This is a genomic window from Stenotrophomonas sp. 24(2023) (assembly GCF_030913365.1).
Lineage (GTDB): Bacteria > Pseudomonadota > Gammaproteobacteria > Xanthomonadales > Xanthomonadaceae > Stenotrophomonas.
Genome location: NZ_CP133160.1, coordinates 578,733 through 591,034 on the forward strand (window position 1 = coordinate 578,733; position 12,302 = coordinate 591,034).

A 12,302-nucleotide genomic window follows, 5' to 3' on the forward strand; every position below is an offset into this window, starting at 1 on the left:
GCAGGTCAGAGCAGGACGACATCGAACTGCTCCTGCAGGTACTGCTCATCGGCCTGGAAGCGGATGCTCTTGCCGAGGAATTCCTCCAGTTCCGCCACCGCCGCCGATTCTTCCTCGGTGATGCGCGCGACCACCTTGGTCGAGGCGATCACCAGCAGGCGGGCGGCGTCGAACTGGCGCACCGCGCGGGTGATCTCGCGGAAGATCTCGTAGGTGACCGTTTCGGTGGTCTTGATGGTGCCGCGCCCGCTGCACTGGGTGCAGGTTTCCGACAGCTGCCGCTCCAGGCTTTCCACCGTGCGCTTGCGGGTCATCTCGACCAGGCCCAGCGGCGAGAAGTCGTACACCGTGGTCTTGGCATGGTCGCGGGCCAGCGCCTTTTCCAGGGTACGCAGCACCTGGCGGCGATGCTCGGCATCGTCCATGTCGATGAAGTCGATGATGATGATGCCGCCCAGGTTGCGCAGCCGCAGCTGGCGCGCCACCGCCTGCGCCGCTTCCAGGTTGGTGCGGAACACCGTCTCTTCCAGGTTGCGCTGGCCCAGGAACGACCCGGTGTTGACATCGATGGTGGTCATCGCCTCGGTCTGGTCGATCACCAGGTAGCCCCCGGACTTGAGCGGCACCTGCTTGTCCAGCGCACGGCCGATCTCGTCCTCCACCCCGAACATGTCGAAGATGGGGCGGTCGCCGGAATACAGTTCCAGCTTCTCGGCCAGCACCGGCATGTACTTTGCCACGAATGCCTGCAGCTGGGCGAAGGTCTCCTTGGAATCCACCTTCACCTTGTCCACGTCCTTGCGGATCAGGTCGCGTACCGAACGCAGCGGCAGGCTCAGGTCTTCATAGATGATGCTGCACGAGGGCGCTTCGCGGCCACGGCGCTCGACCACGTTCCATACCCGCGACAGGTAGGCGATGTCCTCGGCGATGGCCTCGGCCGGCTGCCCTTCGGCATTGGTGCGCACGATGTAGCCATAGCCCCCGTGCTGGGCCGACAGTTCGGTCACCAGCGCCTTCAGCCGTGCACGCTCGGTCTCGTCCTCGATGCGGGCCGACACGCCGACCACCTTGGACTGCGGCAGCAGCACCATGTAGCGCGAGGGAATGCTGATCTGGGTGGTCAGGCGCGCGCCCTTGCTGCCGATCGGGTCCTTGACCACCTGCACCACGATGTCCTGGCCATCGCGCAGCAGCTCCACGATGGGCACGCTGGCCGGCGGCGGCAGGGTGGTGTTCTCGGTATCGGCGCTGGCCACCGGGGCCGGCCTTACCACATCGTTGGCGTGCAGGAACGCGGCGCGTTCCAGCCCGACCTCGACGAAGGCGGCCTGCATGCCGGGCATCACACGCTGCACCTTGCCCTTGTAGATGTTGCCGACCACGCCACGGCGCCAGCCACGTTCGATATGCAGCTCCTGCAGCATGCCGTTCTCGATCACCGCCACCCGGGTTTCACGCGGGGTCACATTGACCAGGATTTCCTCAGACATGGGCAGCCTCCCTGCCGGCATCGGTTACGGTCACCGGCACGCCCACGCGGGCCAGCAGTTGGTCGGTCTGGTACAGCGGCAGCCCCATCACGCCGGAGTAGCTGCCTGACAGGTGTTCGATCCAGCGCTCGGCCCCGCCCTGGATGGCATAGGCACCGGCCTTGTCCAGCGGCTCGCCGGTGGCCACGTAGGCGGCGATGGCCTGTTCATCCATCGCGGCGAAACGCACCTGTGACACCACCAGCACGCTGTCGCGCACCTGCGCGCCCACCACGACCACGGCCGTCATGACCTCATGGGTACGCCCGGCCAGCCGTGCCAGCATCGTGCAGGCATGGGCAGCGCCATCGGGCTTGCCGAACACCTCCCCGTCCAGCACCACCTCGGTATCGGCGCCGATCACCAGCGCCTGCGGATCCGATGCCAGGACCTGGGCCAGGCCGGCACGGGCCTTGTCCGCAGCCACCCGCTGCACGTACTGGGCCGCGCTTTCACCCGTGGCGCGCACCTCGGCCACCTCCAGGTCCAGTGCCTGGAAGGGGCGTCCAAGTCGGGCCAGCAGTTGCGTGCGTCGGGGGGAGCGGGAGGCAAGATAGAGCATCGGCACAGCATAACCCGAGGGCGATGCCTGAATCGCTGGCAACAGCACTCCGGTTATGCTCGACCCCGAACGGACTCACAGCGCGTTCATCGCTACGACACCACCCTCAACGGCAACCAAGGAGATCCCGATGCGCCGTCTCACCACCGCCCCGCTGCTGCTTGCCCTGTCCCTTGCCCTCGGAGCCTCGATGAGCGCCCATGCCGATACGCCCGCGCCGGCCATCGCCCCGGTCCAGGGCACCCTGTTGAACATTTCGGCCAATGCCGAAGCCACCCGCGTGCCCGACGTGGCCAGCCTGTCCGCCGGCGTGGTCACCCAGGCCGTGGATGGCAACAGCGCCATGCGCGAGAACGCACAGCAGATGGACAAGGTGCTGGCCGCGATCAAGGCCGCCGGCATTGCCGAGCGTGATGTGCAGACCAGCGGTGTCAGCCTCAACCCGCAGTACCGCTATGCCGAGAACGAGGCACCGAAGATCACCGGCTACCAGGCCAGCAACAATGTCAGCGTGAAGGTGCGTGACATCGCCAGGCTCGGCAAGGTGCTCGACGCACTGGCGGCACAGGGGGCCAACCAGATCAACGGGCCGAGCTTCGAGATCGACAAGCCCGAACCGGTCTATGACGAAGCCCGCCTGGCTGCCCTGAAGAAGGCCCAGGAACGCGCCCAGACCTACGCCCGGTCGCTGGGGCTGCAGGTGCGTCGCATCGTCAGCATCTCCGAGAACAGCAATGGCGGCTTCCGTCCGGTGCCGATGATGATGGCGCGCTCGGCCGCGGCGGGCATGGCCATGGACAAGGCCACGCCGGTCGCACCGGGTGAATCGACCGTGTCGGTCAACCTGGACGTGGTGTTCGAACTGGGCCGCTGAGCCCTTCCCACGCGCCTGGCCAAGGGCGGTTCCCGCAGGGGAACCGCCCTTTTCGTCTGTACCGTCCCCCCAGATGAAGGCCAGCACAACGACAGCGACCGTGCATGAAGTCAGCCCCCCTTCCGGCATGCGAATGTGGCTCTGCCCGCTGCGTGCGGCAACCCCGCTTGCGGCCCTGGTGCGTTGAGGATGTTCAACAACTGGCATGGAGGTGGACCATGGTTCGTACGTACCCCGTTGTACCGCTGCGCTTCGATCCCGCCCGCGTTGCTGCCTGGAGTGCAGCGCTCGCCCTGCACCTGCTGGCCCTGCTCCTGCTGCTGATCCCGGCCGCCTACCAGGCCACTCCCCTGCCACGGGAAAAGACCCAGGTCCGCCTGATCACCCGGGTGGAGCCGCCGCCGCTGCCGCCCCGGGACGTGACCGCCCCCCCGAAGCACGTGCAGGTGGTGCCACAGCCGCGCACGGTCCCCACACCGCCCCTGCCGGCTCCCACGGCAGTGATCGAGGATGCGCCGGCCTTCGTGCTGCCGGCCGCCGCACCGGACACTGCGCCGGCACTGCCGTCACTGGCGCCGTCCACGCCGCAGGTGGGTGCCGAACTGCACTACCGCAGCGCCCCGCCGCCGGCCTATCCGGCGGCCGCACTGCGCGCCAACCAGCAGGGCACGGTGCTGCTGCGGGTGGAAGTCGGCAGTGATGGCCGTCCCGTCAACGTCACCATCGAGCGCAGCAGTGGCGCGCGCGCGCTGGACCAGGCTGCACGCAGCCAGGTCCTCAACCGCTGGACCTTCGAGCCGGCCCAGCGTGATGGCGTGGCAGTGCCCGCCATCGGCCTGGTGCCCATCGATTTCAGCCTGCCCAGGTGAATGCACGCGCGCCCCTTCCCGTCGCGATGCGACGGGAAGGGGAACCGCCGGCCCATCTGTGACACCGTTCAAATTAAGGGTTTTTTCACCACTTCGTCACTTGCCGGAAACCTAGATTGGCCCGTCCCGGGATGGCACCTGTCATCTCCCGTGACGTCCTCAGATCCAGGTTTTCCAGTTAGGAGAGAAGCTGTGAAACACCCCAACCAACGGTCCGCCAGCCGCCGCAATGCACTGGCTACATCCATCACGCACCTTCTTTCCAGCAGCGCACTGCTGCTGGCCGGCGCCGTGGTTTCCACCTCTGCCTTCGCCCAGGAACAGGCCACCAACCTGGACCGCATCACGGTCACCGGCTCGAACATTCCCCGCACCAACACCGAGACACCCTCGCCGGTGCAGGTGGTGACCCGGCAGGAAATCGACCGTACCGGCAAGACCTCGCTGTCCGAATACCTGCAGACCCTGACCGCCAATGGCGCAGGCTCGGTCCCCAAATCCTTCGGCACCGGCTTTGCCAGCGGCAGCTCCGGCATTTCACTGCGCGGCCTGGGTGCCGGTTCCACGCTGATCCTGTTGAACGGGCGCCGCATGGCGACCTACGGCCTGGCCGACGACGGGCAGAAGGTGTTCACCGACCTGAGCACCATCCCGATGGACGCCGTCGAGCGCGTGGAAGTGCTCAAGGATGGCGCATCGGCGATCTATGGCTCCGACGCCATCGCCGGCGTGGTCAACATCATCCTGCGCAGCGACTTCCAGGGCGCGATCCTGCGCGGCTCCTACGGCGTGTCCGGTGACGGCGATGGCAATGAGAGGAAGGCAACGCTCACCGCCGGTACCGGCGATCTGTCCAGCGATGGATGGAACGCCTTCGTCAGCGTCGATGTCGGCAAATCCGACGCGATCAAGGTCAGTGACCGCAAGAACCGCAAATGGATCGGCACCGCAGACCTGCGCCGCTGGGGCTATGACTTCGACGGCTCTTACTTTGGCGGTTCCGGTGGCGCGTTCACCAATGGTGGCAAGAGCGGCGGCGTTGGTCCAAACGGTTCGGTGTTCGATGACCGCAATGCAACCGATGCCAACCCCGGTTTCCTTGTCCCGCTGCCGGGTTGCCAGGGGCTGACGAACATTCCAGGCCAGACGGATGCATCGGTGGCATCGCAGGGCTGCCTGTGGGATCCAAACCAGCGCTATCGCGATATTTCGCCTGAAGAGAAATATGTGAATGTCTTCGGCCGGGCGACCTTCGCCTTCGGCGAAGGCGGCGAGCTCTACTCCGAAATCGGCTACTCCAAGAAGGAAACCACCTTCACCAACACGCCGTCGGGCGTCTCCGGCGGCTGGGGCTATCCCGGCCATACGGTCAACGCCAACAGCGGCCCCGGCGCCACCGTGCTCGGCCCGACCCATCCTGACAACCCGATCCAGGGCCAGGCCTCGCGCCTGCGCTACAGCGCCTGGGATGTCGGCCCGCGCGTCACCGAGAACACCAACGAGTTCAACCGGTTCCTGGTCGGCGTCAAGGGCAACTGGGGCGACTGGAGCTATGACACCGGCTACCTGCACTCGGGCACCGACCTGACCAGCGAACGCACCGGCTTCCTGCGCTACAGCGCCGTGCGCTGTGCCCTGGGCAACCCGGCCTGCCCGGGCGGCGTCTGGCGCATCGGTGATAACGCCAACCTCAATTCCCAGGCGCTGTACGACTATATCTCCCCCCGCATCAGCGCACGGGCCAAGACCAGCCTGGATTCGTTCAACGCCACGGTCTCGCGCAGCCTGGCCGACCTGAAGGGCGGCCCGCTGGGCCTTGCAGTGGGTACCGAATGGCGGCGTACCAGCAACAGCCTGACCCCGCAGACCTACACCGACCAGGGCGACATCATCGGCCTGGGCTATTCGGCTTATGACGGCATCCAGAACGTCTACGCCGGCTATATCGAACTGTCGGCACCGGTGCTGGAATCGCTGGAGCTGTCCGGCGCGCTGCGCTATGACAAGTACGACGGTGGCGACGGCAAGGCCACGCCGAAGCTGGGCATCAAGTGGACGCCGGCCGACTGGATCGCCCTGCGCGCCAGCTATGCCGAAGGCTTCCGCGCCCCCAACGTCGCCGAGAGCGGGGTCGGCGGCCTGGCCGGTTTCTCCAGCATCAAGGACTCGGTGCGCTGCGACCTGCAGCCGACCACGTCCAACTGCCAGGCACGTCAGGTGGCGATCATTACCAACTCCAACCCCGCGCTGAAGCCGGAGGAATCGAAGAGCTATTCGTTCGGCGTGGTCCTGCAGCCCACGCGCAGCACCTCGCTGACCGTCGATGCCTGGGAAATCAAGCGCACCAATGAAATCGCCTCGAGCGAACCGGCCGATGAAATCGCCGCCGGCAACGTGGTACGCGATACCGATCTGATCAACGGCGTACCCGGCACGGGCACCATCCTGGCGGTCAACAACAGTTACGTGAATGCCGCCTCGTCGCGGGTAAGGGGTATCGACACCGATATCCGCCAGACCTTCGACATCGGCCCGGGGCAGCTGGAAATGGACCTGCAGTGGAGCCACCTGCTGAAGTTCGAGCGCACCAATGGCGGCTCGACCTCCGATTACCTGGGCACCCACGGCAACTGCGACGTCTCCAACTGCGTCGGCACGCCCAAGGACCGCGCCAATCTGGGGGCCACCTGGAAGCAGGGCCCGTGGAGCGTCAGCGGCGTGGCGAACTACATCAGCAAGATGGAGAACACCGACAAGCGCGGCGGCGACTACCAGACGCTCTACGCCGACGGTACGCCGGTGAAGAAGATCTCCTCGTTCACCACCTTCGACCTGTCCGGTCGCTGGTCGGTCACCGAGGCGTTCGAGCTCAACCTGTCCGTGCAGAACCTGTTCGACCGCATCGCACCGCTGGATCCGCTCACCTACGGCGCGGTGAACTACAACCCGATGCATTTCAGCGGCGCCATCGGCCGCTACTTCACCGTCGGTGCCAAGTACACCTTCCGCTGAATCCCGGCGGTGTCACATGGCAAAGGCCCGGGGTGCATCCCCGGGCCTTTGCTTTTCAACCACACCCCTGCGCCCATGATGGCCCCCCACCCCGGAGAAGCCCCATGCCCGCCTCCCAGCAACGCCTTGGCCTGGCCGCACTGACCGCGCTGGTGGTCGGCTCGATGGTCGGCGCCGGCATCTTCTCGCTGCCGCAGAACATCGCGCGCAGCGCAGGCCCCGCCGCCGCGCTGATCGGCTGGGCGATCAGCGGCCTGGGCATGCTGATGCTGGCGTTCGTGTTCCAGGCGCTGGCCAACCGCCGCCCGGACCTGGATACCGGCATCTACGCCTACGCACGCGCCGGCTTTGGTGACTACATCGGGTTTTCCTCGGCGTGGGGCTACTGGGTGGCCTCGGTGCTGGGCAACACCAGCTTCTTCGTGCTGATCTTCAGTGGGCTGGGCCACTTTTTCCCGGTATTCGGTGATGGCAATACCCCGGTGGCGGTGGCCGCCTCGTCGCTGCTGCTGTGGACGGTGCACCTGCTGGTGCTGCGCGGGCTGCAGACGGCGGCCATCATCAATGCGCTGGTCACCGTGGCCAAGCTGCTGCCGATTGCCCTGTTCCTGCTGCTGGCGGCACTGGCCTTCCGTGCCGATGTGTTCCGCGCCGGCTTCTTCGGTACGCCGGCGCTGGGCGACATCGGCCAGCAGCTGCGCGGCATGATGCTGGTGACCGTCTGGGTCTTCATCGGCATCGAGGGGGCCAGCGTGTACTCACGGCGCGCGGCGCGCCGGGCCGATGTCGGCCGCGCCACGGTGATCGGCTTTGTCGGCGTCTGGGCGCTGCTGGTGCTGGTCAGCCTGCTGTCGATGGGCGTGCTGTCGCAGGCAGAACTGGCAGCACTCCCCAACCCCTCGATGGCCTATGTGCTGCAGGCCATCGTCGGCGAATGGGGTGCGACGCTGATCATCGCCGGCTCGATCATCTCGGTACTCGGCGCGCTGCTGGCCTGGGTGCTGCTGTGCGCCGAAGTGCTGTATGCCGCCGCGGGCGACGGCACCATGCCCGCCTTCCTGGCGCGGGAAAACGCGCGCAAGGTACCGGCCAACGCGCTGTGGCTGAGCAACGGCCTGATCCAGGTGTTCCTGCTGATGCTGCTGTTCAACAGCGGCACCTATACCAGCCTGGTACTGCTGGCCGCTTCGATGAGCCTGGCGCCCTACTTCCTGTCCAGCGCCTTCGGCGTGCAGCTGGCCTGGCGCGGCGACGCCTATGCCGGCACTCCCGCCGCGCGCTGGCGCGACTTCGCCGCCGCCGTGCTGTCCAGCACCTACGCGCTGTGGCTGGTGTACGCCGGCGGGCTGGATCACCTGTTGCTGTCGGTGCTGCTGTATGTACCGGGCGTGGCGCTGTTCGCCCTGGCCAAGCGGCAACGTGGCGACGTGGTGTTCACCCGCTGGGAAGCGCTGCTGTTCGGTGCCATCGCACTGGTGGCGGTGGCCACGCTGGTGGCCGTCTGGCGCGGCGCACTGGTGCTCTGAGCACCGGCCGCCACAGGCTCAACGGCGCGACAGCATCCCGATGTCCTGCATCCAGCGTTCGGCCAGCTGCGGCCATGCCGCCACCGGCGCCGTCTTCACCCGCAGCCCGAAGGCATGGCCGCCACGGGCGAAAAGGTGCATTTCCACCGGCACGCCGGCATCGATCAAGGCGCGGTAATAGCTGAGGGACTCGCGCACGTCGTCGGTGGGATCATCGGTGGCCTGCACGATGAAGGTCGGCGGCACCTCGCCATCCACGGCGATGTCCTTGACCAGTGACAGCCCCTTCGCCTTGCCGTTCCACAGGTGCCCGGAGTACATCACCATCGCGAAATCCGGACGGCTCGGCTGCGCATCGGCCGCATCGACCGGCGTGTAGCTTCGCCGCGCCTGCGTACTCAACCCCGCGACGACGTGGCCACCGGCGGAAAAGCCGATCACTCCCACGCGCTTCGGATCGATATGCCAGCGCGCCGACTGTGCACGCAGCAGGCCCATCGCCCGCTGTGCATCCTGCAGCGCCATCGGCACCGCAGGAATGTCACGGCAATTGCATTGCGGGTCCCAGTTCGGGCCCGACGCCGGCACACGGTATTTCAGCAGCGCGCAGGTGATGCCCCGGCCGTTCAACCACGCGCAGATCTCGCTGCCTTCCAGATCCATTGCCAGCACGCGGTAACCGCCGCCGGGCACGACCATCACCGCCGTGCCGTTGCCTGGCCCCTTGGGCGGAAACAGCGTCAGCGTCGGCACCGCGACGTTCTGCAGCATCGCCCAGCGTTCGCCACTGGGCTTGGACACCGCTTCGCCGAGCTGCTCGGGCCCTGCCAGCTTCGGCGGTGGCATCACCTTGCCTTCCGGCCACAGCGGTATTTCCGTCGTGCCTTCGGGCGGGTGCCAGGTCACCGGCGCCGCACGCGCGGCCTGCAGTGACAGCAGTGCAAGCAACACCAGGGAAACAACGCGACCAGGCCGATGCATGCGGAATCTCCACACGAAGAAGCGCTCAGTGTAGAGCCGGCGTGCACCACTGCACCGGATAGGGCGGACACAAAAAAGCCCGCATCGATCGATGCGGGCTTCTTGATGATCCGCCACGTTGAAATGGCGCCCGAAGTTGGACTCGAACCAACGACCCCCTGATTAACAGTCAAGTGCTCTAACCGGCTGAGCTATTCGGGCGGGGCAGACGACTAGTATAGCGGCTCTTCACGCGCGATGGTAGGGGTGATTGGCAATCATCGCCGCCGCGCGGTACAGCTGCTCGGCCACCACCAGCCGCACCAGCATGTGCGGCAGCGTCAGCGGGCCGATCGACCATTTCTCATCGGCCAGCGCGGACACATCCGGTGAATGGCCTTCCGGGCCACCGATCAGGAACGCCAGGTCCCTGCCCTGCCCGCGCCAGTGTTCCAGGCGCTGTGCCAGCTGCTCGGAACTGAGCTGGCGGCCCGGCACATCCAGCGCGACCACATAGGCGTTTTTCGGCAGTGCGGCGATCACCCGCTTGCCTTCGTCCTCGGTCGCCCGGCGCGGATCGCGGCCCTTGCCACGCAGGCCGGGCTCGATTTCCACCAGCTCGAACGGCAACCAGTGCGACAGCCGCTTCTGGTATTCGGCAAACCCCTGCGCCACCCAGCTGGGCGCGCGTTCGCCAGTGGCGATCAGGCGGGCTTTCATCAGCGTTCCTCCCAAACGTCGACGGCGCCATCGGCGCCGTCGAAGGACTGCATCACCGCATGGCTCAGGCCACGTCGTCCTCGTCGCTGGACGGCGGCTGGTCACCGACGGTCCACAGGCGCTCGATGGCATAGAACTCGCGCACGCGCGGCAGCATCACGTGCACGATCACATCGCCCAGGTCGACCAGCACCCACTCGGCTTCGCGCTCACCTTCCACGCCCAGCGGCATCACGTCGATCTTCTTGGCGAAACGCACGACTTCATCGGCGATCGACTTGACGTGGCGGGTGGACGTGCCCGAGACGATCACCATGTAGTCGGCGACGCTGGAGCGGCCGCGTACGTCGATCTCGACCGGGTCCTTGGCCTTGAGGTCTTCGGTGGCTTGGCGGACGCTGGCCAGCAGTTCCGGCACGGACGGCGGCGGGCTGGGCAGATCGACCTTGATGGTCTGGGGCTGGGTCTGGTTGCTCAAAGCGGATCGACTCGATAAACGTGGGGGCGATTATACGGGCAAGGCGGCACGAGGGCATTCACGGCGGGCAGGCGCCGTACAGGCCCTGCGTGGCCACGTAGTCGGCCACGGCCGGCGGCAGCAGGGCCCGCCAGGGGCCCGCCGCGGCGATCTGCGCCCGTACCGCACTGGCCGATTCGCTGCGCAGGGGCTGGTGCAGGCGCAGCACGCAACCGGCCGGGGCGGCGAACAAGGCCTGCTCATTGACGGCCCAGCGGCCTTCCAGCGCCTCCCCGAGTGCCCCGTCCACCGCCTGCTGCAGGGGGCTGCCCGGCCGCTCGGCAACGATGAAATGGGCCAGCTCGAACAGCGCCTGCCACTGGTGCCAGCCCGGCAGGCCGAGCAGGCTGTCGGCCCCCACCAGCCAGGCAAGGGGTCGGCTGGGGCCGAGTTCGGCGCGCAGTTCGCGCAGGGTGTCCACGGTATAGGACGGCCCCGGCTGGCGGGCGGCCCGGACCAGCTCCCGGCGGTCCAGCAGCAGGCCGGGCTCGTCGCCGATGGCCAGCGACAGCATGGCGCAGCGCTGCTCGGCGCTGGCCCCGGGCGGTGCACGGTGTGGCGGGTCGGCCGCGGGCAGCATGCGCACCGCGACCTGCAGCTCGTCGCGGGCGGCACGGGCTATGGCCAGATGCCCTAGGTGCACCGGGTCGAAGGTGCCCCCGTAATAGATGCGCAGCGGCATGGTCAGGCGCGGGCGAGCAGGCGTACGGCGCGCGCCTCGGCCACGGCCACCAGCAGGCGCTCCAGGGCCAGCCAGGCATCGCCATCGGCGCGCCCCTTGGCAATGCGGTCCACCAGGCCGGCCTCGGCCACGAAACGCTCCCAGCGCTTGGCTTCCGGGTGCCGCTGCAGCGCGCGCTTGTAGGGGGCCTGCCGCGATTCCCAGATGCCACGGGCCTTCATCTCGCCCGCCAGGTTGCCGCCCCGGGCCTGTACCCGGGCCAGGCCGGCACCGGCCAGCAGTTCACGGATGACGACCGGCATCAGCGCGGCCACGGCCTCGCCCTCGCCGCGCAGGCCGGCCAGCATGCGCAGCACGGCCGGCGGCTGGCCGGAGAACGTGGCCTCCACCAGCCGGAACACGTCATAGCGGGCGGCGTCGGCAACCAGTGCCTCCATCCGCTCCACGTCCAGCACCTGGCCATCGGCCAGCAGCGCCAGTTTGTCGATTTCCTGGGCGGCGGCCAGCAGGTTGCCTTCCACCCGTTCGGCCAGCCGCTGCACCGCGGCCGGGTCCGCGCGCAGGCCCTTGCCGCGCAGCCGGCGTTCGATCCAGTCACCCAGTTCGTGCGGCTTGATCGCCCAGGCCACCGACAGCACGCCGACGCGCATCACGGCCTCGGCCCACTTGCCCTGGTGCGCCTTGCTCCATTCATTGGCGGTGATCAGCAGGACCACGTCCGGCGCGGGGTTGGCGCAGAACTGGCTGATGACCTCGGCCCCGTCCTTGCCCGGCTTGCCGCTGGGCAGGCGCACTTCCACCAGGCGGCGGGCACTGAACAGGCTGGGCGCGTTGAAGCTGGCGTCAAGCTGGTTCCAGTCGAAATCGCGGCCGTCGGCATCGAAGACTTCGCGCTCGTTGATGCCCTCGGCGCGCGCGCGCGCGCGGACCGCATCGGCCGCTTCCAGCACGCGCAGGGTTTCCGGGCCCGCGACCAGGTAGACCGGCGCCAGTGGCGTGCCGTCTGTCTGGCTGGCCAGCTGTTCCGGGCGCAGTTCCATCGCCGGGG

At 67.5% G+C, this 12,302-nt stretch carries 11 protein-coding genes and 1 tRNA gene; 4 read left to right on the plus strand and 8 right to left on the minus strand.

Features of this window, described 5'->3' with window-relative positions:
* Positions 1-5: 5 nt before the first annotated feature.
* Positions 6-1,493: a ribonuclease G gene (gene rng, locus Q9R17_RS02615; RefSeq protein WP_308156904.1), complete on the minus strand. Its 1,488-nt coding sequence runs from the start codon at positions 1,491-1,493 to the stop codon at positions 6-8.
* The gene (locus Q9R17_RS02620; protein WP_308156905.1) at positions 1,486-2,094 is read right to left on the minus strand and encodes a Maf family nucleotide pyrophosphatase; all 609 of its coding nucleotides are present in this window, start codon (positions 2,092-2,094) and stop codon (positions 1,486-1,488) included. The genes rng and Q9R17_RS02620 overlap by 8 nt, the downstream gene beginning before the upstream one ends.
* A 130-nt stretch (positions 2,095-2,224) precedes the next feature.
* On the opposite strand from Q9R17_RS02620, the gene Q9R17_RS02625 reads away from it, so the two are divergent.
* From Q9R17_RS02625 to arcD, 4 genes are all read left to right on the plus strand, one after another.
* Entirely contained in the window at positions 2,225-2,968 is a 744-nt protein-coding gene (locus Q9R17_RS02625; protein WP_308156906.1) for an SIMPL domain-containing protein, read from the plus strand.
* A 218-nt stretch (positions 2,969-3,186) separates the two neighbouring features.
* Complete coding sequence (locus tag Q9R17_RS02630; protein WP_308156907.1) at positions 3,187-3,837, plus strand: energy transducer TonB; 651 nt, start codon at positions 3,187-3,189, stop codon at positions 3,835-3,837.
* 192 nt (positions 3,838-4,029) lie between these two features.
* The gene (locus Q9R17_RS02635) at positions 4,030-6,849 is read left to right on the plus strand and encodes a TonB-dependent receptor (RefSeq protein ID WP_308156908.1); all 2,820 of its coding nucleotides are present in this window, start codon (positions 4,030-4,032) and stop codon (positions 6,847-6,849) included.
* 104 nt (positions 6,850-6,953) lie between these two features.
* On the plus strand, positions 6,954-8,375 hold the full coding sequence (gene arcD / locus Q9R17_RS02640) for an arginine-ornithine antiporter (protein WP_308156909.1): 1,422 nt from the start codon (positions 6,954-6,956) through the stop codon (positions 8,373-8,375).
* Between the two features lie 18 nt (positions 8,376-8,393).
* Here arcD and Q9R17_RS02645 read toward each other — a convergent pair whose 3' ends face one another.
* The 6 genes from Q9R17_RS02645 to holA all read right to left on the minus strand — a co-directional run bounded on the left by Q9R17_RS02645 (position 8,394) and on the right by holA (position 12,294).
* Complete coding sequence (locus tag Q9R17_RS02645; RefSeq protein ID WP_308156910.1) at positions 8,394-9,356, minus strand: alpha/beta hydrolase; 963 nt, start codon at positions 9,354-9,356, stop codon at positions 8,394-8,396.
* 124 nt (positions 9,357-9,480) lie between these two features.
* Positions 9,481-9,557 (minus strand) — tRNA-Asn (locus Q9R17_RS02650).
* 27 nt (positions 9,558-9,584) lie between these two features.
* Positions 9,585-10,055, minus strand: a complete 471-nt coding sequence (gene rlmH / locus Q9R17_RS02655) for a 23S rRNA (pseudouridine(1915)-N(3))-methyltransferase RlmH (protein WP_294989324.1) — start codon at positions 10,053-10,055, stop codon at positions 9,585-9,587.
* A 64-nt stretch (positions 10,056-10,119) separates the two neighbouring features.
* Positions 10,120-10,533: a ribosome silencing factor gene (rsfS, locus tag Q9R17_RS02660; protein ID WP_308156911.1), complete on the minus strand. Its 414-nt coding sequence runs from the start codon at positions 10,531-10,533 to the stop codon at positions 10,120-10,122.
* 58 nt (positions 10,534-10,591) lie between these two features.
* Positions 10,592-11,254, minus strand: coding sequence for a nicotinate-nucleotide adenylyltransferase (gene nadD / locus Q9R17_RS02665; protein WP_308156912.1), 663 nt, complete (start codon positions 11,252-11,254; stop codon positions 10,592-10,594).
* A gap of 2 nt (positions 11,255-11,256) precedes the next feature.
* On the minus strand, positions 11,257-12,294 hold the full coding sequence (holA, locus tag Q9R17_RS02670; RefSeq protein WP_308156913.1) for a DNA polymerase III subunit delta: 1,038 nt from the start codon (positions 12,292-12,294) through the stop codon (positions 11,257-11,259).
* Positions 12,295-12,302 lie beyond the last annotated feature (8 nt).

Excerpts from the sequence above, each read along its gene's own strand:
- rlmH (WP_294989324.1), bottom strand. The coding sequence starts at position 10,055 with ATGAAAGCCCGCCTGATCGCCACTGGCGAACGCGCGCCCAGCTGGGTG.
- arcD (WP_308156909.1), top strand. The coding sequence starts at position 6,954 with ATGCCCGCCTCCCAGCAACGCCTTGGCCTGGCCGCACTGACCGCGCTG.
- Q9R17_RS02620 (WP_308156905.1), bottom strand. The coding sequence starts at position 2,094 with ATGCTCTATCTTGCCTCCCGCTCCCCCCGACGCACGCAACTGCTGGCC.
- holA (WP_308156913.1), bottom strand. The coding sequence starts at position 12,294 with ATGGAACTGCGCCCGGAACAGCTGGCCAGCCAGACAGACGGCACGCCA.
- rng (WP_308156904.1), bottom strand. The coding sequence starts at position 1,493 with ATGTCTGAGGAAATCCTGGTCAATGTGACCCCGCGTGAAACCCGGGTG.
- Q9R17_RS02630 (WP_308156907.1), top strand. The coding sequence starts at position 3,187 with ATGGTTCGTACGTACCCCGTTGTACCGCTGCGCTTCGATCCCGCCCGC.
- Q9R17_RS02645 (WP_308156910.1), bottom strand. The coding sequence starts at position 9,356 with ATGCATCGGCCTGGTCGCGTTGTTTCCCTGGTGTTGCTTGCACTGCTG.
- nadD (WP_308156912.1), bottom strand. The coding sequence starts at position 11,254 with ATGCCGCTGCGCATCTATTACGGGGGCACCTTCGACCCGGTGCACCTA.
- Q9R17_RS02625 (WP_308156906.1), top strand. The coding sequence starts at position 2,225 with ATGCGCCGTCTCACCACCGCCCCGCTGCTGCTTGCCCTGTCCCTTGCC.